This is a genomic window from Myxococcus hansupus, from assembly GCF_000280925.3.
In the GTDB taxonomy this organism is placed as follows: domain Bacteria; phylum Myxococcota; class Myxococcia; order Myxococcales; family Myxococcaceae; genus Myxococcus; species Myxococcus hansupus.
Genome location: NZ_CP012109.1, coordinates 569,847 through 593,394, shown reverse-complemented (window position 1 = coordinate 593,394; position 23,548 = coordinate 569,847). Strand labels below are relative to the sequence as shown.

The 23,548-nt window shown below is 68.5% G+C and carries 25 protein-coding genes; 19 read left to right on the top strand and 6 right to left on the bottom strand.

All coding sequences use genetic code 11. The features are described from left to right. Positions 1-13 precede the first annotated feature (13 nt). Genes A176_RS02440 through A176_RS02430 form a run of 3 tightly spaced genes read left to right on the top strand, consistent with a single transcriptional unit; the run spans position 14 to position 1,986 of the window. On the top strand, positions 14-1,216 hold the full coding sequence (locus A176_RS02440) for a thiolase family protein (protein WP_002636965.1): 1,203 nt from the start codon (positions 14-16) through the stop codon (positions 1,214-1,216). Then, positions 1,213-1,521: a hypothetical protein gene (locus A176_RS02435; RefSeq protein WP_002636966.1), complete on the top strand. Its 309-nt coding sequence runs from the start codon at positions 1,213-1,215 to the stop codon at positions 1,519-1,521. The genes A176_RS02440 and A176_RS02435 overlap by 4 nt, the downstream gene beginning before the upstream one ends. A gap of 6 nt (positions 1,522-1,527) precedes the next feature. After that, on the top strand, positions 1,528-1,986 hold the full coding sequence (locus A176_RS02430) for an acyl-CoA thioesterase (RefSeq protein ID WP_002636967.1): 459 nt from the start codon (positions 1,528-1,530) through the stop codon (positions 1,984-1,986). Between the two features lie 9 nt (positions 1,987-1,995). Here the strand turns inward: A176_RS02430 and A176_RS02425 are convergent, their stop codons facing one another. The 3 genes from A176_RS02425 to A176_RS39570 are packed head-to-tail and all read right to left on the bottom strand — an operon-like array spanning position 1,996 to position 4,157. Then, positions 1,996-2,931, bottom strand: a complete 936-nt coding sequence (locus A176_RS02425) for an alpha/beta fold hydrolase (protein ID WP_002636968.1) — start codon at positions 2,929-2,931, stop codon at positions 1,996-1,998. Further along, positions 2,928-3,305 carry a MerR family transcriptional regulator gene (locus A176_RS02420; protein ID WP_002636969.1) on the bottom strand — a complete coding sequence of 126 codons (378 nt, stop codon included), beginning with the start codon at positions 3,303-3,305 and terminating at the stop codon, positions 2,928-2,930. The genes A176_RS02425 and A176_RS02420 overlap by 4 nt, the downstream gene beginning before the upstream one ends. Before the next feature lie 54 nt (positions 3,306-3,359). Next, positions 3,360-4,157 carry a cupin domain-containing protein gene (locus A176_RS39570; protein ID WP_002636970.1) on the bottom strand — a complete coding sequence of 266 codons (798 nt, stop codon included), beginning with the start codon at positions 4,155-4,157 and terminating at the stop codon, positions 3,360-3,362. Between the two features lie 256 nt (positions 4,158-4,413). Between A176_RS39570 and A176_RS02410 the strand changes: the two genes are divergently transcribed. The 16 genes from A176_RS02410 (at position 4,414) to A176_RS39025 (ending at position 18,548) form a co-directional block, all read left to right on the top strand. Next, the gene (locus A176_RS02410; RefSeq protein ID WP_002636971.1) at positions 4,414-4,725 is read left to right on the top strand and encodes an acyl carrier protein; all 312 of its coding nucleotides are present in this window, start codon (positions 4,414-4,416) and stop codon (positions 4,723-4,725) included. Continuing rightward, positions 4,718-5,203 (top strand): 3-hydroxyacyl-ACP dehydratase FabZ, encoded by a 486-nt coding sequence (fabZ, locus tag A176_RS02405; RefSeq protein WP_002636972.1) that lies wholly within the window; start codon positions 4,718-4,720, stop codon positions 5,201-5,203. Before A176_RS02410 ends, fabZ begins: the two co-directional genes overlap by 8 nt. Before the next feature lie 20 nt (positions 5,204-5,223). Beyond that, positions 5,224-5,994: an MBL fold metallo-hydrolase gene (locus A176_RS02400; RefSeq protein WP_002636973.1), complete on the top strand. Its 771-nt coding sequence runs from the start codon at positions 5,224-5,226 to the stop codon at positions 5,992-5,994. Then, on the top strand, positions 5,991-7,196 hold the full coding sequence (locus tag A176_RS02395; protein WP_002636974.1) for a beta-ketoacyl-[acyl-carrier-protein] synthase family protein: 1,206 nt from the start codon (positions 5,991-5,993) through the stop codon (positions 7,194-7,196). Before A176_RS02400 ends, A176_RS02395 begins: the two co-directional genes overlap by 4 nt. Beyond that, complete coding sequence (locus A176_RS02390) at positions 7,193-8,197, top strand: beta-ketoacyl synthase N-terminal-like domain-containing protein (protein ID WP_044889765.1); 1,005 nt, start codon at positions 7,193-7,195, stop codon at positions 8,195-8,197. The genes A176_RS02395 and A176_RS02390 overlap by 4 nt, the downstream gene beginning before the upstream one ends. Next, entirely contained in the window at positions 8,190-8,639 is a 450-nt protein-coding gene (locus tag A176_RS02385; protein WP_002636975.1) for a 3-hydroxyacyl-ACP dehydratase FabZ family protein, read from the top strand. The genes A176_RS02390 and A176_RS02385 overlap by 8 nt, the downstream gene beginning before the upstream one ends. Then, on the top strand, positions 8,626-9,375 hold the full coding sequence (locus A176_RS02380) for an SDR family oxidoreductase (RefSeq protein WP_021781161.1): 750 nt from the start codon (positions 8,626-8,628) through the stop codon (positions 9,373-9,375). The genes A176_RS02385 and A176_RS02380 overlap by 14 nt, the downstream gene beginning before the upstream one ends. Further along, a complete protein-coding gene (locus tag A176_RS02375; RefSeq protein ID WP_044889766.1) occupies positions 9,372-10,145 on the top strand; it encodes an SDR family NAD(P)-dependent oxidoreductase in 774 nt (257 codons plus the stop codon). Before A176_RS02380 ends, A176_RS02375 begins: the two co-directional genes overlap by 4 nt. 57 nt (positions 10,146-10,202) lie before the next feature. Then, positions 10,203-11,438, top strand: coding sequence for a beta-ketoacyl-[acyl-carrier-protein] synthase family protein (locus A176_RS02370; RefSeq protein ID WP_002636977.1), 1,236 nt, complete (start codon positions 10,203-10,205; stop codon positions 11,436-11,438). Between the two features lie 26 nt (positions 11,439-11,464). Beyond that, positions 11,465-12,694 carry a beta-ketoacyl-[acyl-carrier-protein] synthase family protein gene (locus tag A176_RS02365; RefSeq protein ID WP_044889849.1) on the top strand — a complete coding sequence of 410 codons (1,230 nt, stop codon included), beginning with the start codon at positions 11,465-11,467 and terminating at the stop codon, positions 12,692-12,694. Positions 12,695-12,699: 5 nt separating this feature from the next. Then, positions 12,700-13,428: an ABC transporter ATP-binding protein gene (locus tag A176_RS02360; protein ID WP_002636978.1), complete on the top strand. Its 729-nt coding sequence runs from the start codon at positions 12,700-12,702 to the stop codon at positions 13,426-13,428. Beyond that, the gene (locus tag A176_RS02355) at positions 13,425-14,651 is read left to right on the top strand and encodes an ABC transporter permease (protein ID WP_002636979.1); all 1,227 of its coding nucleotides are present in this window, start codon (positions 13,425-13,427) and stop codon (positions 14,649-14,651) included. Before A176_RS02360 ends, A176_RS02355 begins: the two co-directional genes overlap by 4 nt. Positions 14,652-14,670: 19 nt before the next feature. Then, entirely contained in the window at positions 14,671-15,414 is a 744-nt protein-coding gene (locus A176_RS02350) for an outer membrane lipoprotein-sorting protein (RefSeq protein WP_002636980.1), read from the top strand. 5 nt (positions 15,415-15,419) lie between these two features. Next, positions 15,420-16,751, top strand: coding sequence for a hypothetical protein (locus A176_RS02345; RefSeq protein ID WP_021781162.1), 1,332 nt, complete (start codon positions 15,420-15,422; stop codon positions 16,749-16,751). A 157-nt stretch (positions 16,752-16,908) separates the two neighbouring features. Then, positions 16,909-18,366, top strand: a complete 1,458-nt coding sequence (locus A176_RS02340; protein WP_049872220.1) for a carboxylesterase/lipase family protein — start codon at positions 16,909-16,911, stop codon at positions 18,364-18,366. Then, positions 18,315-18,548, top strand: coding sequence for a hypothetical protein (locus A176_RS39025; RefSeq protein ID WP_049872219.1), 234 nt, complete (start codon positions 18,315-18,317; stop codon positions 18,546-18,548). The genes A176_RS02340 and A176_RS39025 overlap by 52 nt, the downstream gene beginning before the upstream one ends. A gap of 211 nt (positions 18,549-18,759) precedes the next feature. Here the strand turns inward: A176_RS39025 and A176_RS02330 are convergent, their stop codons facing one another. The 3 genes from A176_RS02330 to A176_RS02320 all read right to left on the bottom strand — a co-directional run bounded on the left by A176_RS02330 (position 18,760) and on the right by A176_RS02320 (position 23,522). Beyond that, positions 18,760-20,202, bottom strand: coding sequence for a serine hydrolase domain-containing protein (locus A176_RS02330; RefSeq protein WP_002636983.1), 1,443 nt, complete (start codon positions 20,200-20,202; stop codon positions 18,760-18,762). Between the two features lie 83 nt (positions 20,203-20,285). After that, positions 20,286-21,860 (bottom strand): serine hydrolase domain-containing protein, encoded by a 1,575-nt coding sequence (locus tag A176_RS02325; RefSeq protein ID WP_044889768.1) that lies wholly within the window; start codon positions 21,858-21,860, stop codon positions 20,286-20,288. Positions 21,861-21,902: 42 nt separating this feature from the next. Continuing rightward, the gene (locus A176_RS02320) at positions 21,903-23,522 is read right to left on the bottom strand and encodes a Na+/H+ antiporter (protein ID WP_002636985.1); all 1,620 of its coding nucleotides are present in this window, start codon (positions 23,520-23,522) and stop codon (positions 21,903-21,905) included. Between the last annotated feature and the right edge of the window lie 26 nt (positions 23,523-23,548).

The following is a 23,548-nucleotide window of genomic DNA, read 5'->3' as shown; positions in this document are numbered from 1 at the left end:
CACGGAGCCCCCCATGCACGAGGCCTTCATCGTCGACGCGGTCCGTACCCCCATTGGCCGGTTCCGGGGCGCCCTCAAGGGTGTCCGGCCGGATGACCTGGCAGCGCACGTCCTCCGCGCGCTGCTCCAGCGCAACGCCCTGGAGGGCGCCAGCGTGGACGAGGTGTTCCTCGGCTGCGCCAACCAGGCGGGCGAAGACAACCGCAACGTGGCCCGGATGGCGCTGCTGCTCGCCGGGCTGCCGGACACCGTCCCCGGCGTCACCGTCAACCGGCTGTGCGCCAGCGGGATGGAAGCCGTCATCCAGGGCTGTCGCATGATTCAGGTGGGCGAGGCCGACATCGTCCTCGCGGGCGGCGTGGAGTCCATGACGCGCGCCCCCTGGTCCATGCCCAAGCCGGAGGACGGCTTCCCCTCTGGCAAATGGGAGTCCTGGGACACCGCGCTGGGCTGGCGCTACCCCAACCCGCGCCTCGCGGCCCGCTTCCCGCTGGAGCAGATGGGCGAGACGGCGGAGAACGTGGCGGAGAAGTGGGGCATCTCCCGTGAAGCGCAGGATGGCTTCGCGCTCGCCTCTCACCGCAAGGCCGTGGCGGCCCAGACGCTGGGGGCCTTCGCGGACGAACTGGTCGCGGTGGAGGCACCTCAACCCAAGGGCACGATGCTCCGCGTGGACACGGACGAAGGTCCCCGCGCGGACACGTCCCTGGAGCGGCTGTCCACGCTGAAGCCCGCGTTCCGACAGGGCGGCAGCGTGACGGCGGGAAATGCCTCCACGCTCAATGACGGCGCGTCGGCGCTGCTGCTGATGAGCGCCAAGGCGCTGCGTGCCTCCGGGGCCACACCCCTGGCGCGCTACGTGAGCAGCGCGAGCGCGGGCGTGGACCCGCGTTACATGGGCATCGGCCCCGTGCCCGCCTCCCGAAAGGCGCTGGAGCGCGCGGGCTGGGCACACGACTCGGTGGACCTGGTGGAGCTGAACGAGGCGTTCGCCGCGCAGGCGCTCGCCTGCATCCGGGAGCTGAAGCTTCCTCCCGAGCGCGTCAACCTCCACGGTGGCGGTATCGCCCTGGGTCACCCGCTGGGCTCCAGTGGAGCGCGCATCGTCACCACGCTGGTGCATGCGATGAAGCGAGAGCGTGCCCGGAGAGGTCTCGCGACCTTGTGCGTGGGCGTGGGCCAGGGCCTGGCCCTGACGCTGGAGCGTGACGCATGAGCGCGCGCGCCTCCCTCCACATCTACTTCGACACCCAGGCCACGCCGCGGACCTGGAGCTACAGCCTCACCGGCCAGGGCCCGACGCCCGAAGGCGGCGCCATCGACTCGCTGGACACGCTCGCGCAGGTCCTCGGTCACCATGGCGAGCTGCTGGCGGACCTGCCCTGGACCGAGCTGCCGACCTTCGGCGGACCTCCGCCCTCTCGCACCACGGAGGTGTGGAGCTGGGACGCGCGGCGCCTCCTCGTGGGGACGCGGCCCGGACTGCTCCGGCTCATTCCACGAGACCCGTCTTCCACCTGAGCCCCCATGCCCTCCATGACCACCGAGACGTCTCCCTCGCAGCGCATCGAAGCAGGCAGCATCACCGAGGTCCGTCTCATCGAGATGGTCTTCCCGGAGCAGACGAACCACTACGGCACCTTGTTCGGAGGCCAGGCCCTGGCGCTGATGGACAAGGCCGCCTTCATCGGCGCCTCGCGCTACGCACGGCGCACGGTGGTGACCGCGAGCAGCGAGCGCGTCGACTTCCATGTCCCCGTCCGACAGGGCCAGCTCGTGGAGCTGGAGACGCGCATCGTCGCCACCGGCCGCACGTCGATGACGGTGGAGGTGGACCTCTACGCGGAGGACCTGCTCACCGGAGACCGTCAGCTCGGCACGCGGGGCCGCTTCGTCCTCGTCGCGCTCGATGCCCACGGCAAGCCAACCGGAGTACCGCCCTTGCTGCATCCCGCGACGACGGAACAGGCAGCCTCCGCGCCCTGACGCCGTGGCTCAGCGCAGTCCATCCAGCAGCGCGGCGAGCTTCTCCGGCTGCGATGCGAAGGGCGAGTGCGAGGCCTCCAGGGTTTCGACCGTGAAGGCATTGCCCGGCGTGAAGGCATTGGCCTCGCGAATCATCAAGTCCTGGAGCGCCGGAGCGATGGCGCGGTCCTGGGCACAGCGGATGTAGCTGCGAGGAACGCGTCCCCAGCGTTCCTTCGTCGCGCCGACCTTCGACGTCCAGAGGGACAGGGGCAGGTCCGGCGTCAGCGTGAGCGCGAAGGGCAGGAAGTCCGTGGACGCCACGTCCTGGTAGTACGCCTCACGGAGGGCCTCCAGGTACGCGGGGGCGCCTCGCGGGTTGATGCGCACCGCGCCCAGCTTCGCGGGGTCTCCGATGAAGAGCGTCTCACCGTAGCCCGTATGCGCCTCGGGCAGTGCGCCGTAGCCGCCGGCGCTCCCCAGCCGCAGCGGGCAATACGCGGTCAGGTAGACGAGCCGCTCCACGAGCTGCGGTGCCAGCTCCCCGGCCCGGGTGATGACCGCGCCACCCACGCTGTGCCCCACCAGCACGGGCCTGGTGCCTCCAGCGCCACGGCGCAGCTTCTCCAACGCGGTGACCACCGCGGCGGCGCAGTCCTCCAGTGTCACCTCCGCCTGCGGCGAGCGTTCCTCACCGAAGCCCGCCGCGTTGCCCGAGACATAGGCACTGGGGAACCGTGCGTTGAGGCCATGGCCCGGCAGGTCGATGGCCACGACCTGATGTCCCCGCGCGGCGAGCGCCTCCGCGACACGCGTCCAGTGCAGGGCGTTGTGCCAGGCGCCGTGCACCAGGAGAAAGGCGCGCCGGGGGCGCTTGCTCCGTTCAGGAGCGGCGGCGAGCGCTCCTCGCAGCGGGAGCGCTCCGGCGCCCACGAGGGCGGACTTCATCAGGTCGCGACGGTTCATGGGTGGCTCACGCGGTGACGAGGACGGCTGGGGGCATTCGCATCGAGCGACTGGACGAGCCGCTCTCGCCGGCGCGCGAGCTCCAGCATCTGACGGTCCAGCTCCGCCAACCGCTGACGGTGGAGCGCGAGCGCCTCCGGGCAGATGGCCCGCGTGGCCTCGCGAACCATGCAGCGCGGAAAGGAGGAGATGTCCTTCAGCGAGAACCCCATCCGGATGAAGTGGGCCACCTGCATCACCCGGGGCACCGACTCCGCGTCGAAGTCCCGGTAGCCGTTCTCGCGCCGGTTCGGCACGAGCAGCCCCGCCTTCTCGTAGTGACGAATGGAGCGCGCGCTGCATCCCGTGCGCAAGGCCAGCTCTCCGATGTTCATCCCGCTCTCCTGAAACGAACGCTAGCGCCTGACACCAGTGTCAAGGTCAAGCCCTCAGCGCGCCCGCTTCGGATTGGCGAGCTGGGTGTGGATGACCGGGTACAAGTCATAGGTGGGATAGAACTCGGTGCGGAAGGCGCCCCAGGCCGACTTCTCCAGCGCCACGTTGACGTCACGCAGCCGCGCGGCGGGCACCTTGAGCGTCACCACCTGGCCAATCCCCATGACGACGTGCCAGCTCACGATTTCAACGCCCGGTGGCGGGAACTGCTGGAAGAAGCCCTGCTGCTTCTGGAGGGCCTGAATCTGCTGGAGGTTCTTCGTCTGATCGTGCCGCAGGAAGACGGTCAGCAGCAGCGTGTCGTCGGGAGGCCTGGCCGGCGCACCGGCCTGGTAGTCACGGTCGCACTCGTCCCAGTGGGTGTCTCCCAGCGTGACGTAGACGTGTGAGAAGACCTCGGTCGTGCCATCCGAGCCGTGGCGATGGCAGGTGCCCCCGGGCGTGTGGACCTTCGTCTGGCCGGTGATGGGCACGCTGACGACCTTCCCGTCCGCGTTGAAGTACTCCAAACGGCCCTGACCTCCGGTGGCGATCAGGTACTGGCTGCCCTCATGCCGGTGCCAGCGCGTCATCGCGCCTCGGCCGAACTTGACCTCGGAGATGCGGACGTTGTCGTCCTCCGCGGGCCACCCCGCCGGGAGCTTCGCGCGCCCCACCGGACCCACGAAGTTCTGGGCCTCCTTCAACGGCGGATAGTCGAACCCGTCCTTGGCCACGACCTGCGCGGAGGCAACCAGGGGCATCGTCAGCAGCGTCACACAGCAGAGGAGCAGGCGCTTCGTCACGGTCATCTCGGGGCCTCTCGGTGGATGGGGGCGGGAGCCAGTCGCACCGCGTCGACCGTCGCCCCGGCATGCGGTGGTGTCAAGCCACACTCCGTGAGTCACGGCGCGGAACCCGCCACGTCTCATGGATGTATGTCATTGCGCCGCCGCGACTCCCGCCGTGCCGACTTCCAAGAAAACAAACCCGTCATCACCCCTGCCCTCATTGTCCGGCGATGTCAGACCTTCCCGTTACGTTGAATTCACAACACGGGAGAGGTTGATGCACACCGACAGCACGGAACTGAAGAGCGGCTTGAAGGTCATGATCGTGGACCGCCTGAGGCTGGACATCGAGCCGGAGAGCATCCCGGACGGAGCACCGCTGTTCGGGAGTGACTCGCAGGACGGCGAGGCCGGCGGGCTGGGGCTCGACAGCGTCGAGGCCCTGGAGATCGTGGTGGGTATCGAGGAGAAGTGGGGCGTCATCATCGCGGATGACAGCGTCGCCAAGGAGTTCCACTCCATCGAGACGCTCGCCGCGCTGGTGAGCCGGTTGCTCGCGGAAGGTGGAAAGAAGGCCGCCTGTGCCTAGCGCGCCGTCCGCGGCGCCCACCTCGCTGGGGATTCAAGAACTCCTCGGGCTGCTGCCGCACCGCTATCCCATGCTCATGGTCGACCGCGTCGACCAACTGGAACCCGGCGTGTTCGCCGAAGGCGTCAAATGCGTCACGGTGAACGAGCCGTTCTTCCAGGGGCACTTCCCCGAGCACCCCATCATGCCGGGCGTGCTCATCGTCGAGGCGATGGCCCAGGTGGCGGGGGTCATGCTGCGCACCCGGCCCCGCGTGGCCGAAGTGCCTGAAAGACAGACGTCATCGGCGCCGGCCCGTCCGGGGTTGATGGCCAACATCCAGCGAATGCGATTCCGACGTCCCGTCCTTCCCGGAGACCAGCTCCGTATCCGGGCCACGCATCTCAAGAGCCTTGGCGGCCTCCATCACGTGAAAGTCGAAGCACGTGTGGGCGACGAACTCGCCGCGGACGGCGAGCTGATGCTCGGCGGCGGCTAAGCGCAAGGAAACCCAACACCATGTTCCTGAATGTGCTGCTCCAGGGGAGCGGCTTTCCACGGCTGCGCGCCACGGTCACCCTGGTGCAATCCCAAAAGAGAAACATCCTGGTGGACAGCGGGCTGTGCGACGACGCGGACCGCCTGGTGCGAGCACTCGCGGAACGTGGCCTCACGCCGGATGACGTGGACGTCGTCGTCGCCACCCACCTCCATTACGACCATTGCGGAAACCACCTGTTGTTCCGCAACGCGAAGTACGTCGTGGGTGCCAAGGACTACGTCGAGAACGCCCACTTCATCCGGGCCTATCACCAGGACAGCACGCCCGGGAAGGCCGCGACGTCGGAGCTGCTGCGCGAAAACTACCAGACGGTGAAGGAGTTCTATGTCCGCTCCATCGTCCGGGAGGTGACGCGAAACATCGACTTCTACAACCGGGTGCTCGAACAAGACGCGCGCTTCGTCCCCGTGGAAGGCAGCCACTGGCTGACCGAGGAGGTCGAAGTGCTCCCGACGCCAGGCCACACCCATGGACACATCTCCGTCGTCGCGCACCGCGCTCGCACGGAGAGCGAGGGCCCACCCAAGAAGATTCTCGTCGCGGGCGACGCCCTCTTCACCCGGAAGTCCCTCGTTGAAAACGCCGAGCGGGAGCTGCAGCTCGCCCAGGACGTCGAGCGCTACAGCGACACCCGCCAGAAGCTCCTGAGCACGTACCGCCACATCATCCCGGGCCATGACGGGCTGGTGGACACGGCGCCAGGACATCCCCTGGAGGTCCTCCCGTGAGCGCGCGTCGAGTCGTCATCACGGGCCTGGGGGTCACGGCCGCCAATGCCCTCTCCGCCGAGGAGCTGGCGCATGCACTGATGGAAGGCCGCGGCGGCGTCCGTCCCACGGCGACCTTCGGCATCGAGGGGCGGGCCTCGTCCGCGGGCGTGGTGGACCTGCCCGGCTTCGACCCGGACGGCATGGACCGGGTGTCGCAACTGGCGCTCCATGCCGCCGAGCAGGCCCTGCGCGACAGCGGGCTGGAGACCCATCCGGACTGGAGGGCGGAGACGGGGGTGATGATTGGCACCAGCCGTGGGCCCGCCTTGTCGCTGGAGCGGGCGATGCGCTCGAGCGACGACGACGTGCGCGGCCGGCTCGCGGGGGAGCTGCCCTTCTCGTCCATCGCCCGGAACGTCGCGGACCGGTTCGGCCTGGGTGGCATCCTGTCCACGGTGACGATGGCCTGCGTCTCCAGCAGCCTCGCGATCGGCAGGGCCTTGGATGAAATCCGAAACGGCCGGGCCTCGGTGATGCTGGCGGGAGGCGCCGACGCGCTGACCCAGCTCAGCTTCAGCGGGTTCTCCGTCCTGCGCGCGATGACACCCACCGTCTGCCGGCCCTTCGACCACCGGCGCAACGGCATGGTGTTGGGCGAAGGCGCGGGCATCATCGTGCTCGAGGAGCTGAATCACGCACGCCAGCGCGGCGCGCGCATCCACGCGGAGCTGTGTGGCTGGGGAACGGCGGGGGATGCCCACCACCCCACCAGCCCCCATCCCGAGGGACGGGGCCTCCAGCAGGCGATGACGCTGGCCCTGCGGCACGCCGCGCTGTCCACGGAGCAGATCGACTTCGTCAACCTGCACGGCACCGGCACGCCGGCCAACGACCCCGCGGAGTGCCACGCCCTGCACCAGGTCTTCGGGGCCCGGACCGCCTCGCTGCCCGTCAACTCGCTCAAGCCCTACTTCGGGCACACCCTGGGCGCCTCGGGGGTCCTGGAGCTCATTGGCTCGCTCGTGGGCATGGCGCGGGACTTCATCCCGCCCACGCTGAATTGCGAGGAGCTGGCCCCCAAGTGCAATGTCGCCGTCGTGCGCGGCGAGGCGCTGGCCCGGCGTGTGGACATCTTGTTGAGCACCAAGTCCGCATTCGGCGGGGCCAATGTCGCCCTCGTCGCCCGCCGCCTCACGGACGTCGCGGGGGTGGGCGCATGAGCCGCACCTTCGTCATCACGGGGTTGGGCGCGGTCTGTCCTCAGCCCTCGGACGCCGACAGCACCTGGGAGCGCATCCCGGACGCGGCGCTGGTGAAACCGCCCGCCTCCTTGCGGCACATGGACCGGCTGGGACGCATCGCGCTGACCGCCACCACGCTTGCCTGGGAGAGCGCCGGGCTGGACGCCTCATCGGGAGACGCGCTCCAGACGGGCATCGCGTTCGGCTCGGGCTACGGGTGTCTGCCCACGAACGAGGAGTACCTCGAGGGCATCCTGGAGCGCGGCGGGCGCTACGGAAACCCGGTGGTGTTCCAGAACACCGTCACCAACGCGGCCACCGGCGCCATCTCCATGGTGCACAACCTCCGAGGCCCCACGGCGACGCTGTGTTCGGGCTGGGCCGCGGGCTTGGAGGCGCTGCGCTTCGGCTGTCAGCAAATCGGGGACGGCCACGCTGAGCGAATGGTGGTGTGCAGCGCGGACACACTTCAGCCCGGACTCCTCGCGAGACTGAAGCTCCCCACCGGACCGCGCGTGAGCGAGGCGGCCTGCGCCCTGGTCGTCGAAGAGCAGGCGTCCGCGCGAAGCCGTGGCGCGCGAGGTCATGCGGAGGTCGCCGGCAGCGGACACCGGGGAGGCTCCCTCACGGAGCAGGCCCGCACCCTGGCCCGCGCGGTGAAGGACGCGCTGCACGCGGCGGGCATCGCGCCCGAGCGACTGGGGACCGTCTTCACCTGTGAGAACACCCGAAAGGCGTTCGACGGGTGGGAGCATCGCGGGCTGCACGAAGCGCTCGGCACCCACGCGGCGCGCGTGGAAGTGGTCGGCATCAAGGAGACCCTGGGTGAGAGCTTCAGCGCGGCGGGCACGCTGGCCGTGATGCAGGCCGCGCGGGCGCTCGATTCAGGGCGGCTCGAATCCGACTGGGTCCTGGTCACCGCCCTGGGCGGGGAAGGCAGTGCCCTCGCCGTGGTGCTGCGCAGGTGCAGCCATGGGTGATGACGCCTTCGCACGCATCCGGAACGGAACGCCGCACCGGTTCCCCATGCTCCTCATCGACACCGTGGAGCATCTTTCACCGGGCACGGGCCGCGCCTCGAAGCAGGTCTCCGCCAACGAGGTGCTGTTCGAACGTTTCGGTGACGCGCCTCCCGCCCTGCCCTCGTGCCTCCTCGTGGATGCGCTGGGACAGGTGGCCATCCTGCTCCTCAAGGGCCCCGACGGAGAGGCGCCGTCCGTCTGGTACCTCGGCGGCATCGAAGCGATGCACTTTCACGCCCCCATCCCGGCCGGCGGCGTCCTGCGGATGGAGGCAAACATTCTCAAGCGGTGGCGGACCACGGCCCGGGTCGAGGTCAAGGCCTGGCTCGAATCCGGGCCCGCAGCCGACGGCGTCATGGTGCTTTCCCAGAGAGGATCGAAGTCAGATGAATCACGCTGAAACATCCACACCGTTCGTACAGGGATTGCTCCACGCGCATGTGGCGCTCGTCACGGGCGCGGGACAACCCGTCGCCAATGCCATCGCGCGGAGGCTGGCGCGCGCGGGCGCACGTCTGGCATTGGTCTCCTCCCCGGAGCACACGCGGGAGTCGGCCGCGCTCGCCAAGGAGCTGGGCGGGACGCTGCTCATGGGCTGCGAGGCGGCGGATGCCCAGGCGGTGGGCGCGGTGGTCCGCCGCACCGCCACGGAGCTGGAGCGAATCGACCTGCTCATCAACGCGGACTTGAGCCGCGAGCCGGGCCCCTTGAATGAGCTGCCCCCCGAGCAGTGGAAGGCCCTGCTCGAGCGCCAACTGAGTGGGCCGGCGTGGTTCTGCAAGGAGGTCATCCGTCCGATGATGCGCCAGCGCTCGGGGCGCATCATCAACCTGGTGGACGCCACCTCCGGGGGCACGCGCCGGGTGGTGGCCGAGGGCCTCACCGCGATGACCCGTGCGCTCGCGAACGAGCTGTCGCGGCAGGGCATCTCCGTGAACACGCTGGCGGTCCACTTCCTCGAGGAGGAAGCGCGGCATCTCTCCCCGGAGCAGCGCAAGCGGCTCGACGGCGAGCTGGGGCCGCTGGGAAGGCTCGGGAGCGCGGAGGAGGTCGCGGAGGCGGCGCTCTTCCTGGCCTCCAGCGCGGCCAACCTCACGACGGGCCAGCGCCTGTCCGCCACCGGAGGCCCGGCATGAGCGAGCGCAAGGCAACACGTCAGCGGTTTGAGGGGCAGGCGGTCATCGTCACGGGCGCCTCGCGTGGCATCGGCAAGGCCATTGCCCTGGCCTTCGCGGCCGAGGGCGCGGACATCGTCCTCAACTACGGCAGCAATGAAGAGGCGGCGCGGCGGGCCGCCACGGAGGTGGAGGCACTGGGCCGCAAATGCGTGCTGGTGCCTGGCTCCGTCGCCAGTCCGGACGTCCCGGACCAGCTCCGGGAGGCGGCGCTCGAGGGCTTTGGCCGTGTCGACGTGCTCGTGAACAACGCGGGCATCAGCCGGGACGGACACCTGATGATGCTTCAGCCCGCGGCGTGGCGCGAGACGATGGACGTCAACCTCCATGGCACGCTCGCGTGCTGCCAGGCGGTCATCCCGGCCATGAAGCAGCAGGGCCACGGCATCATCATCAACATGTCCTCCTCCGCGGGACTTCGTGGACGCGCGGGACAGGTGCCCTACGCGGCCACCAAGGGGGCGTTGATTGGTTTGACGCAGACGCTGGCGGCGGAGCTGGGGCCGCACGGAATCCGGGTGAACTGCGTCGCCCCCGGCTTCGTGGAGACGGACATGGTGGCCGGGCTGATGGGCCGCCCGGGCGTGCGCGAGGGCTTCATCCAAGCCACGCCCATCCGCCGGCTCGGGACGGTGGAGGACGTCGCCAACGCCACGCTGTTCCTCGCCTCGCCAGAGAGCGCCTACGTGGTGGGCGACGTGCTGCGCGTGAACGGCGGATTGGTGATGTAGCGCGCCGCCCCAGGCGGCGTGTCTCGGGAATCCAGCAACACGGTGGAGAGATACAGGATGAGTCACAGGGTCGTCGTCACCGGCATTGGCGTCCTCACGCCCATCGGCAACAACCTGAAGGAGTTCTCGGACGGGTTGCGCTCGGGGCGTGATGGCATTGCGCCCGTCACCCATTTCGATGCCAGCAAGCATCGCTGTCAGTCCGCGGGAGAATTGAAGAACATCGACTTCTCGGCGCACTTCAACGCCGAGGAGCTGCCCTACCTCAGCCGTGGCTCCCGGATGATTCGGGTGGCGGCGGCGCAGGCGCTGGCGGCGTCCGGGCTCGACTTGAGCGTGGAGGACCGCTCGCGAATCGGCGTGGTGCTCGGCACCAACCTGGGCGGGATGCCCGCCGACAAGGCGGGCTACGCCGCGCTCCACTACCCGTACCGGCGAGGCCGCGCGAAGCCCGAGGAGCCCTGGCGGGCCCGGGTGCTCGAAAGCTTCATCTGCGCCATGAGCGACCAGGTGGCCTGCCAGTATGGATTGGGGGGCCTCAGCCTGGTCATGTCCACCGCGTGCAGCGCGGGCCTGCATGCCCTGGGCGTGGCGATGGATGCGATTCGCTCCGGACAGAGTGAGGTGATGCTCGCGGGCGGCGTGGACCCGCTCAGCGAGATGCCCCAGGCCGGCTTCGGCGTCCTGCGCTCCCTGGCCAGCGACAAGCTCCGCCCTTTCAGCAAGGACCGGGATGGGACGCTGCTGGGGGAGTCCGCGTCGCTCTGGGTGCTGGAGAGTGAAGCACACGCGAAGCGGCGGGGCGCGCGCGTCCTGGCGGAGCTCGCGGGGTACGGCGGCTCCACGGACGCGTATCACATGACCCGTCCCGATGAGACGGGCCGGGGCCCCGCCAGGGCCATGCAGGCCGCGCTGACGAGCGCGGGGATGAAGCCTGAACAGATTGGCTACATCAAGGCGCACGGCACGGGCACCCCCGCCAACGACGTCATCGAGACGCGCGCCATCAAGCAGCTCTTTGGCGAAAGGACGCAGGTCCCCGTCAGCTCCATCAAGGCGATGGTCGGACACAGCCTGGGCGCCAGCGGCGCCACGGAGGCCGCGGCGGCGGTGGTGGCGCTCAACGACGGCTTCCTGCCCCCGACGCTGCACCTGGACACCCCCGACCCCGAATGCGACCTGGACTACGTGCCCCACCGCAGCCGCCCCGCGGCGCTGGAGGCCGTGCTCACGAACGCGTTCGGCTTCGGGGGCAACAACGCCGCCATGGTCTTCCGCCGGTGGGAGGGCTGATGCGGCACGACGACATGGACACCCGAATGGCAGACGCAGCTCGCATCGTCATCACCGGCATGGGCGCCGTGTCCCCCTATGGGGCCGGCGTCCCCGCCTTGCTGGGAGGCCTCACCGAAGGACGCAGCGCCATCCGCCCCATCGAGGACTTCGACACCTCGGGGTGCGGCTGCACGCACGGCGCTCGCGTGCCCCAGGGGAGCCTGACCGCGCTGACAGGCTCCAACAACCTGCGGCGCGCGCCCCGGGGGACGCAGTTCTCCATGCTCGCCACGGAGGAGGCGCTCACGATGGCGGGCTACAGCCCATCGACATGGGAGCCGGAGCGGGTGGGCGTGTTCCTGGGCACGTACCGGGCCATGGCCGAAGTCAGCCAGGACATCTGGCACCGCATCATCACCAGCGAGCCGCGCTTCGTGCAGCCCCTGCTCTTCCAGGAGACGGTGACCAACGCCGTTGCGAGCGCGCTCAGCATCCGCTGGGGCTGGCGTGGCACCAACTACGCCATCAGCGCGGGAAACGCCTGTGGGTTCCAGGTGCTCACCCTGGCGGCGCAGGCGCTGCGCGCTGGGCGGGCGGACGCCATCATCGCGGGGACGTTCGACCTGTTCACCACGGCCACGCACTTCGACATGGATGACATTGGCGTGCTGAGCGGCGCCAACGTGAGCCGTCCCTTCGACACCCGGCGGGATGGTTTCATCATGGGCGAGGGCGCGGCGGTGGTGGTGCTGGAGACGCTCGCCTCCGCGAAGGCACGCGGCGCCGCCGTGCTGGCGGAAGTGGCGGGGCTGGGCGTCGCGCACGACGGGCACGCCTTCGGCGTCCATCACCCGGAGGGACGGGGGCTCGCCTCCGCGATGCGGCAGGCGCTCCAGGCGGCGAACGTGTCTCCGTCGGCGGTGGACTACATCGCCGCCGCGAGCAACTCCACGCCGTCGCTGGACAAGGCGGAAGTGGCCGCCCTGCGGATGGTCATGGGCGACGCGGCGAGCACCGTGCCCCTCAGCAGCGTGAAGGGGCTCATGGGCGAGGCGGAGTCCGCCAGCGACATGTTCAACCTGCTCGCGTGTGTTGGCGCGGTCCGGGGTGGCGGTCTGCCCGTCCAGGCCGGCACCGAGCAACCGGAGTTCGAACTCAATCTGGTGCGAACCTCCCAGGGACACCCGCCTGTTCGGGCGGCCCTGGCGCACTCCTACTCGTTCGGAGGCAACGCCGGAGCGGCGTTGGTCCGAGCGCTCGAACCACAGGAATGACTTCAATGAGCCAGTTGGAAGTGGCGGCGGGCAGCCCACCGGAAACGGACGTGCTCCTGGCCCTGAACGACATCCGGCGTGACTACGTCCTGGGTGAAGCGAAAGTCGAGGCGTTGAAGGGCGTCTCCCTGCGCATCCACCGGGGGGAGTTCGTCGCCGTCTGGGGGCCTTCGGGCAGCGGCAAGTCCAGCCTGATGAACATCCTGGGATTGGTGGATGCACCCACCTCTGGAGACGTGACGCTGGAGGGCACGCCCATCTCGAAGCTGTCCGACAACGCGCTGTCCGACCTGCGCAGCCGCAAGGTGGGCTTCGTCTTCCAGAGCTTCAACCTCATCCCCGTGCTCAGCGCCCTGGAGAACGTCCAGGTGCCGCTGCAAATCCAGGGCGTCAACGCAGCCGAGGCGCGCGCGCGTGCGAGCCAGGCCCTGAAGGACGTGGGCCTGGAGAACCAGGCCAACGCCCTGCCGGACAAGATGAGCGGCGGACAGCGTCAGCGCGTGGCCATTGCCCGGGCGCTCGTCACCGCCCCCGCCATCGTCGTGGCGGACGAGCCCACCGCCAACCTGGATTCGGAGAACAGCTACATGGTGGTCAAGCTCATGCGTGAGCTCAACCGCTCCAAGCACGTCACCTTCATCTTCACCACCCACGACCCACGGCTCCTGGACCTGGTCGACCGGAAGCTCCTGCTCAAGGACGGCCTGCTCCAGAGCGATGAGGCTGTGCGATGAACTACTTCTCCATCGGCTTCCGCAACATCCTGAAGAATCGCCGGCGCAGCCTCGTCACCCTCCTCTCGGTGGGCATCGGCTTCGCGTCCATCAGCCTCTTCGCGGGCTACATCCAATACGTGTACGGCGGTCTGGCCAAGCAAGCCATCCATGGTGAACTGCTGGGACACCTGACGGTGATGAAGCGCGGCCTGCGCACCGAGGGCCGGCTGCACCCCGCCAAGTACATGTTCACGAAGGAGGAGTTGGAACGGGTCACCCCCATCCTCCGGCAATACCCGCACACGCGGCTGGTGACGCCGCGCATGTCCCTCAGCGGCATGGTCTCCAACGGCACCGCGTCCACCGTCTTCGTGGGCGAAGGCATGGTCCCCGAGGACGTCAAGAAGCTCCAGGGAGGCTTCGAGCGGAAGCTCTCCGGAGACTTGAAGGCGGACAACCCCATCGGCGTGGCCACGGCGCAGGACCTCGGGAGGATTCTCAACCTGAAGCCCGGCGATTCGGCCGCGCTGCTGGTCAGCACGGTGACGGGTCAGGCCAACGCGCTGGACGTGGACATCGTGGACGACTTCAACACGGGCAACGTGGGCACGAACGACAAGTTCCTGTACCTGCCCTTCGACCTGGCGAAGTCCTTGTATGACTTCGACGGCGCCGAGCGGCTCATCGTGCTGCTGGATGACAAGTCCTTCACTGAGCAAGCCCGGACGCAGCTCACGGCCCAGCTTCAGCAAGCGGGCTTCGACGTGGAGCTCAAGACGTGGCTGGAGCTGTCGAGCTTCTACGCCCAGGTGAAGCGGCTGTTCGACATGATTTTCGCCTTCATCTTCAGCAACGTCTTCATCGTGGTCGTCATGAGCATCGTGAACGCCATGAGCATGACGGTGGTGGAACGGACGCGGGAGATTGGCACGCTGCGCGCCATGGGTCTGCGGCGCTCGGGCATCCTGCGGCTCTTCACCACGGAGGCCTTCATGCTCGTGGTGCTGGGCTGCGCGGGCGGCTTGCTCCTCACGCTGCTGGTCCGCTTCGCCGTCAACGGCGCGGGCATCACGTACACGCCGCCCAACTCGTCCAATGTCGTCAGCCTCATGGTCGACCTCGACATCCCCCGGATGGCGCGGACCTTCGTCATGCTCTCGGTGCTTGGCATTGGCGCGGCCTGGTTCCCGGCGCGGGCCGCTGCTCGCAAGCTCGTCATCGATTCACTGGGTCACGCCTGAAGCCGTGGGAGACACCCTCATGAAACACGCTCTTGCACTCGTCACGGGCTGGCTGCTCCTGTTCTCCGGCTCCGCGCACGCCACGGAGCCGGACGCGGCCGAGATTCTCAAGACATCCGACCGCGCACGCGGCGGAGGACTTCCAGGCATCCGGTGGACGGTCCGCATCACCCCCGTCAACGGCGCGGAGGCGGAGCCCGAGCGGGTGCTCCTGCTGAAGGCCCACGCCACCGCCAGCCTCGCGGAGACGCGCGAGCCCGTGCGCTTCAAGGGCTCCAAGCTGCTGCAAGTGGACCGGAACATGTGGATGAGCCGTCCCGGACTCCGCAAGCCGATCCCCATCTCCCCCAGGCAGAAGCTCTCCGGGCAGGCGTCACAAGGGGACATCGCATCCACGAACTACGCCACCGACTACAAGGCCAAGCTGCTGCGCGAGGAGGAGATTGAAGGCGAGGCCACCTACGTCCTGGAGCTGACGGCGGTGAACACGTTCTGCACCTACGACCGCATCACCTACTGGGTGTCCAAGGCGCGGCACGTCGGCGTGAAGGCGGACTTCATCTCCCTGTCCGGGAAGCGGCTGAAGTCCGCCACCTTCGAGTACGCCAACCAGCTCAGCCACGACGGCAAGACGTTTCCCTTCGTGAGCAGGATGACCATCCAGGACGCGCTCACCTCCGCGAAGACCACCCTGGAGTACTCCGACGTGCAGGTGGCGGAGCTGCCGCGGGGGACGTTCGACGTCAACCGGCTCGGGAACTGAGTGGTATGCGCGCCAGACGATTCACCGTCACACCGCCGGCAGGCCTGTCGTTGCTCCTGGGCCTGCTGGCGGGCGGGTTTGGAGACACCGCGAAGGCCCAGGACCTCCAGGGACTCTTGGACCAGGGCTCGGCCAACCTCCAGGTGTTCGCCCTCGACACCGAGCGAGGGCTTCAGACGAACAGCCTGCTCAATCCCAACAACCGCGTCGCCCGCCTCTCCCAAGGACAGACGGAGCTGGAGGCACGGCTGGATTTGAAGCTCAGCCTGAACGCGTTCGAACTGAGCGTGAAGCCTCGCGCCCGCTTTGAATGGTTCCGCTTTGGGAATGGGAAGCCGGAGACACACCTGGAGGCCTGGCTGAATCAGGGGACGGTGACGCTCTATCCAGCGCAATCCCTCACCCTGTCCGCGGGCAGGGACATCCTGACCTGGGGGCCATCCAACTTCCGTTCGCCCAGCAATCCCATCTACTTCGAGAACGGCCGAATCATCCCGCTGCGAGAGCTTCGCGGCGTGGACATGGCGCAGGCCACCTGGGCGCCCTCGCAGGCGCTGTCCGTTTCCCTGATGCACCAATGGGGCGACGGCCGCGGAGGCTGGCAGTGGGACCGGGACGACGGCTTCAGGGCGTTGACGCTGCTCAAGGTGGATTACACGGCGGACGTCTATGTCGCGAGCGTGAACGCGTCGAAACGGTGGGCCCATGAGCGTCCCCGCTTCGGCGCCTTCGCCCAGGCCACCGTCAACGAGGCGCTGCTCGTGTACGCGGAGGCCGGGCTGCGGCAGGGAACGCCAGCGCTGTACCCGGAGCCGCGGCCCACCCCCGTGGGGGGCGCGTTCGTTCCCCGCCATGCCGCCGACGGCAGGCTTTTCTATTCCGCCCTCGTTGGAGGCGGCTACACGCTGAACTCAGGCCACACGGTGTCCCTGGAGTACCTCGCCAACAACGAGGGTTACCGGTGGGCGGATGAGGCGCGGTACTTCGACATCGCGGCAAGGGCCTCCGCGCTTCTCTCGGCGCCCTCCCTGGATGCGCCGCTGGCGGGACAGACGCTGGGCACCGCGCTCAACAACGGGCTCGCGCTGCTCGGGAGGCACTACCTGTTCTTGCAGGTGCAGAACAACCCGGCGGACGCCGGCCCCATCTGGCAACTGCGCTATTCGCTCAACCTGGTGGACGGCAGCGGGCAGGCCTCCGCCTACGGGGAGTGGCACGTGTGGGAACGGCTGGCCTTCTTCGCGGTGGGGGTCCTGCACCACGGAAGCCCTCGCTCTGAATTCAATGCATTGCAGAGCCGGTCCATCCTCGTGGGCGCCAAGGGCTATGTCCTTTAGCGCTTACCCCGCATGGGAAGACACCCTACCTTTCCATGATGTGTTCACAGGGTGGCGCAAGACCTCACCAGGACACCGATGACTCATTGTCTGTCAGGCGGGCTTCATCTATCACCCCGCGTGAAGTCCAATCCCTCCCCAAAAAGGCAGACAACGCATGTCGAGCGACGTGACGCGGGAAGTGAAGATCCAAGAAGGAACGGTGAAGGGGACGATCGAGGAGGGCATCTCCATCTTCAGGGGAATCCCCTACGGAGAGCCTCCCGTGGGCAACCTGCGCTGGAGCCCGCCCGTGCGCAAGACGTCGCTGGGAGACGCGACCTTCGAGGCCTTCTCGTTCGGCGCGTCGCCCCTCCAGTCGCGGCAGGGCTGCATCGAGGGCGGTGGCGGGGACCCCGGCGTCATGTCCGAGGACTGCCTTTCCCTCAACGTCTGGACCCCCTCCCTGGACGAGACGGCGAACAAGCCGGTGGTGGTGTGGCTCTTCGGCGGCGCCTTCGTCGTGGGGACCGGCAGTGTGCCGCCCTACAACGGCATCCCCATGGCCCAGCGGGACGTGGTGCTCGTCACGTTCAACTACCGCGTGGGCCACCTGGGGTTCTTCGCCCATCCGCTCCTCAACCAGGCGGACGGCGCGCCCCAGGCGCATGCCAACTTCGGACTCATGGACCAGATCATGGTCCTGGAGTGGGTGCAGGACAACATCGCGAAGTTCGGCGGCAACCCGGGCAACGTCACCCTCATCGGTGAGTCCGCGGGCGCCAAGAGCGTGCTCGCGCACTTCAGCTCCCCGCTCCACGCGGGCCGGACCCTGTTCCACCGGGGCATCGCCCAGAGCGCGTACGTGCTCGGGGAGAAGCCCCTGTCCCTGGCCCAGGCCAACGGCGTGCAGTTCACGCAGGACCTGGTGACGGCGGGGCTGCTGAAGGAGGGATTCACCCTGGAGGAGCTGCGCAACGTGCCCGGGGACGAGTTCTGGCGTCATTCGCCCGGAACCTTCAACGCCCCCAGCCCCATCGTTGGAGACGCGGTGCTCCCCAAGAGCCTTCGGGCCACGTTCGAGGCCCATGAGCAGAAGCAACTGCCGCTCATCATGGGCAGCACGAGCAACGACGCCAGCGTCGCGGCGGCGTTCGGGATGACCACCGAGGTCATCATCAACCTGTTGAAGAGCAAGAAGCTCTACGATGCGGTCAAGCTGGTGTACTCCGGCGTCGAGGGCGACGATGAGCTGGCCCGGCGGGTGGTGCTGGACTTCGTGTTCGTCATCACGCCCAAGTACTTCGGGGACCTGCACAGCAAGAAGGACGGGGGCAGCAACATGATGTGGCGATACGAATTCGCCTACGTCCCCGACGCGCTCGCGAGCCAGCAGCCCCAGGGCGTCCCCCACGGCAGCGACGTCCCGTACTTCCTGGGAACCTGCGAGCGGTGCCCCCCACGGACGAGGCCTTCAACGACGCGGACCGCGCCTTCGCCGGCAAGGTGCTGGACTACGTGGTCAGCTTCGCCAGCAACGGTGAGCCCAAGTCGGCCGTGGGTGGAGTCGCCTGGCCCCGGCACGTGGAGGCGCTCCTCTTCCCCCAGGACCGGCTGCTCCTGCTGGATGAGGTGATTGCGGCGCAATCCAACTTCAAGTCGGGACTCATGGGCCTCGCGGCGTCCGCCGTGAAGCTGGGCACCTTCGACGAGGTGGAGTCGAACGTGGCGCAGGTGCCGACCTTCGCCAGCCGGGGTGCCTCCGGCGATGAGCACGGCGGGTCGCCGCAGAAGGAGAACCTGGCCGCGGCGTCCTGAGGCCACACGGTCTCGCCAGGGCTTCTCTCATCGCGTCGTGGAGCGCCACCTGCGTGCGGGCACCGATGGCCCGCATGCATGTCTTGACCTCCATCGGCCCCGGTGTGACGGGCCCTGCTCGTCACGCTGGGGCTGGGCCCACGTCCACCAAGGGCCATCGCTCAACGTCCGTGAGCACCGTCGTCAACCGAGGTGCGCGACGCTCGCTCGGTCACGGCTTCGCCTTCGCGGCCTCGGCCAGTTGCCGCGACTTCGCGTACAGCGTGGCCGCGGTTTCCGCATCGCCCAATGCGGCGTGGCATTCGGCCAGGCTGTCCCAGGCATTGGCCGACTTCGGGTGAAGCTGGGTGTTGAGGGAGAACACCTTCAGCGCCGGGCCATTGCCGAGATTCTCCCGGATGGCGTAACCAGCGCCGTTGATTTCTCGCTCCAGCTCCTTCGCCGGAATGCCGCTGCTGTCACGCAGCCAGGCATTCAGCGCCGCATCGTCGCCGCCATCATCGGCGAGGGCATGGGTGAACATGCGCTCGGACAGCGTCTCGCGCGGAAACAACGCTGGCGCGACCTGCGCCATGGTGCTGTCCACCAGCGTGCGCGACCAGGCGTTGCGCGCGCTGCCGTTGGTGAAATAGACGAAGGTCCAGGTGTCCCCGTCCAACGTGTCCTTGAACAACACGCGAGCGCGGACGCGGGTGCCGCCGTCGTGGCTCACCTGCCGGTAAGCACCGCTTTGCCCCAGCTCCCAACCACTGACAAACCCGCTGTCGCGCCCCGTGCTGAGCGGGTGCGGCTGCAGCAGGGTTTGCAGCGTCGCCCGGCTCACCAGCTTGCCGGCGACCAGCGCTTGCAGGAAGCGATCGAGATCGCCGACGGTGGTGTGCAGGCCCGCGTGGCCCCGCGCATAGGCGGGCCAGGCGACATCCTCTTCTCGTTGAAGAGCACCGTCCTTGCCGATGTAGGCGGTGGCCAGACGCGCGGCTGGCACACCGGCGGGCCCCAGCCAAGTATTGCGCAGGCGCAGTGGCTTCAGGATGCGCTGGCGCACGATGGTCGCATAGGGCTGGCGATGGTGCGCTTGCAGCAGCGCGGTCAGCACCAGGAAGTTGGTCTGCGTGTAACGGTTGCTGCTGCCGGCGGCGAACCGCATCGGGGTGTCGGACAGGCTCGCGAACACGGCGTCCAGCGTGGGTGGGAAACCGACGCCGACCTTCGACACCACCGCGCCCTGGTGAATCTCGAAGTACTCCGGAACACCGGAGCTGTGGTTGAGGAAGTGGCGCACGCGGATGTCCTGCCACGCCACGGGCAGGTTCGGCAGGTAGCGGCCGGCCGGTGCATCCAGTTCGAGGTGCCCCTGCTCGACCAACTGCAACACCAAGGTGCTGGCCAGCAGCTTGGCCAACGAATACGCGTCGAAAATGGTGTCGGCGGAGACTGGCGCGTGGCGTTCGATGTCCTTCTCGCCACGGGCGGCCTGATACACGACTTCGCCGTTGTGGCGAATCAGGACCGCCTGCCCGGCGATACCGTAGCGAGCGCGGTTGCGCTCCAGTTGGGCGTCGAGGCGGGTCGTCAGCTCCGGGTTGGCCGCCGGTGCGGCCAACGGAGCAACAACGAGCGCGCAGACCAGCGCGGCAACGAACCGGTGAGGCATCCCGAGGTTCCTTCTAGAGGTGAGCCCGCACCTTATGAAGGCGTCTGGCGCGGGGGCAATCCGCGAACACGCGCGGCCTCGACTCAGTGGAGGTCGCGCCCCCCATCCCCCAGCACTTTCAGTTGCTTCACGGCGTTGTCGTTCTTCGGGTTGAGCTCCAGCGACTTCTTGTAGTGGTGGATGGCCTCTTTCTTCCGCCCGGCCTCGGCGTAGCCCTCGCCCAGGCTGTCATGGGCATTGGAGTCGTCGGGGTAGAACGCGACATTGGCCTCGAAGACCTTCAGCGCATCGTCGAGCTTCTTCGACCGCAGGAGCGAGTAGGCCACGTCGTTGAGGATGGCCGGTGACAGGTTCGCGGCCTCCGGCGTTGCCGCCTTCTGCGCCTTGTACCAGGCGATGGCCGCCTCCGCGCCCTTCGCCCGAACCAGCAGGTCCACCGTCCCGCCGGGGCTTTCATCCTGGGCTTCGATGTCCTTCCAGCCGTACTCCGCCCCCGCGCTGACCAGGATTCGGTCGATGAGGCGCGAGCCCTCTTCCCCGTTGGTCATGACGGCGATGCCGCTGCCCGACTCCGCGAAGGCGATGAGGGTGGCGCGATACCCCGCGTTGGAGCCGCCATGCCCGAACCACGCCTTCCCCTCTCGGCGCATGAAGCCAATGCCGAAGGCTTCGGACTGACGCGTGAGCATCTGCTTCGCCATGGCGGGGGACACGATGCGCCGCGACTTGCCGTTCGACGCCTTGGAGACCTCCAGCGCGATGCGGGCGAGGTCCGAGGGTGTGGTCCACAACCCCGCCGCGCCCAACTCCGGATACGTGTGCCACCGGCCTTCCACGCTCGTGCCATCGGAGAGAGTCCCCACGGCGGCGAGGGACTCCAAAGCCTTGGGCAAGGGCTGCTCATAGGTGCTGTTCTTGAGCCCCAGCGGCGCGAGCACCGTGTCCCGCATGATTCGCGGGAAGGGCTTCTGGAGTTGGTCCACCAGCATCTGCTGGACGATGGTCGTCCCGCCGCCGCTGTAGCGCGTCAGGGTGCCCGGCACGGTGTCCACCCGCACGGGGCTGCTGTTCGCGGGCGCCTCACCGTCGAGCACCTGCCGCGTCGTGGGAACCGGTGCGCCTGCCGCGTAGCCCGCGAAGCCATGCACCGTCGTCCCCGCGCTGTGGGAGAGCAGCCGACGGAGCGTCACCTTCTGCTCCTGCGTGAAGGCGTTCTGCGGCACCTTCCAGGAGACGAGGTTGTCGTTGATGTCCGCGTCGAGCGACCACTTGCGCTTCTCCGCGTGGTGCATCGCCGCGAGCGCCGTCACGGGCTTGCTGATGGAGGCCGCCTGGAACAGCGTCTCGAGCGTGACCGGCGCGCTGCCTCCCGCCTCGCGCACGCCATAGGCCTTCGCCCACACGAGCGCGCCCTTGTCGAAGACGGCGATGCTCACACCGGGAATCTTGTAGAGCGCCATCCACTCCTGGAGCGACAACGTGCGAGGCGCCTCGCCCGGGATCTGGAGCGGCGGCAGGCCCGATTCCACCCGGGTGATGCGCGCGGCCTCCGAAGGACGCGCCAGCCACTGCGTGGTGGGCTCCACCGGGGCCGCCGCGGTGAGCAGCAAAGGGAATGCAAGGACCGCTGCGAGACGAAGGGGGCGCATTCGGGACATGGTGGCGGATGTACGAAAAGATTCGGAGATGATTGCCGCCCCTCATGTTTCTTCCGTGGCCGCGCCCGTGGTGAGCAACTGTAGGTCCATTTCCTCCACGTCGAGTTCCTGCTCGATGCGCTGAAAGGCCGCGTCGCCAATGGTGCCGGCCGCCCTCAGCGTGACGAGCCGGTGCCGCGCGGCCGCGGAGACGCCGCGGGCAATGGACAGGTCCACCTCGAAGGCGCGCCCCGCGTCCGTGCCGTCGCCGTGTGCCCCCCGGCCCCCCTTGGCGAGGTCCGCCTCGGCGCGATGGAGGAGGACGGCGTAGCGGCGGCGCAGCAGTCCGGACATCTCCGCGTCAGGCCGCTCGGACGTGGCCTGGAGCGCGGCCCGCAGCGTTTCGACCCGGGCGAGCCGTATCTCCCGTTCCACGGAATCGTCGACCTCGAGTTCCAACGCGTTGATCAACGGGCGCAGCGTCATGCCCTGGACGACGAGCGTGCCGAGCACGACGGAGAAGGCCGTGAAGAGAATCAGGTCGCGGAAGGGAAACGCCGGTCCATCGGGCCCTCCGGTGGGCAGCGCGAGCGCCGCCGCGAGCGTCACGATGCCTCGCATGCCACACCACCCGACGACCGCCGCGGCTTCCTTCGACAGCGCGGACGCGGCGTTGCGCCCGCCCCAGCGGCGCGCTCGCCAGCGGGCCAACGCCGAGGCGCCGGACACCCACGCGATGCGGGCCACCATCGTCGCGGTGCAGAGGGTGGCCGCGATGCCCACGTACTCCAGCAGCGTGCGCGAATCCAACCGGCCCAGGATGTCTTTCAATTGAAAGCCCACCAGGATGAAGGCCAGGACGTTCAGCACGAACACGGCGAATTCCCAGACGGCATAGGAAGGCAGCCGGACGCGGGCCGGGGTGACTTCCGCCGCGCGGCGCGCGGTGGCCATGGCGAAGACCACGACGGTCAGGATGCCGGAGAGGTGGAGCCGCTCCGCGAGCAACCAGACGGCGAACGTCCCGCAGAACTGGACCACGACCGCGATGGCGACGTCTTGAATCCTCGCGGTCACCCGGAGGACGACTCGCGACAACACGAGCCCGAGCAGAACGCTGCCCACCGTGACGACGAGCAGCAGCGGCACGGCATGTCCCGGCGACAGCGTCCCCGCGAGCGCGGCGCCCACCGCGAGCCGGTAGACGAGGAGCGCGCTCGCGTCGTTGAAGAGGCTCTCCCCTTCGAGGATGACGAGCAGCCGGTACGGAGGTCGCAGTTGCTTGAGCACGGCCGTCGCCGCCGCCGCGTCGGGCGGAGCCACGATGGCACCGAGCGCGATCGCCACGGCCCACGGCATTCCCGGAACCAACAGGTGGGCCACGACCGCGACGACGACGATGGTGAAGGCCACCGCGCCGATGACGAGCCCCGCGACGGTGCGCCAGTTCGCCCGGAGGTCGCGCAGGGACGCGTCAAACGCGGCGTCCAGCAGCACGGGCGCCACGAACAGCGTCAACGCGAGCTCGGGGTCCAGGACGAGCGTCGGCGTCCCGGGGACGAGCGCCAGCACGGCCCCCGCGAGCGCCACCATCGCCGGATAGGGCGTGCCGAGGCGCCGCGACAACGCCGTGAGGCCCGCCCCCGCGAGCAGGAGCCCCACGATGATTTCGAAGACGAGCATGCGGCGGCGAGCCCCTCCCCGTCCCT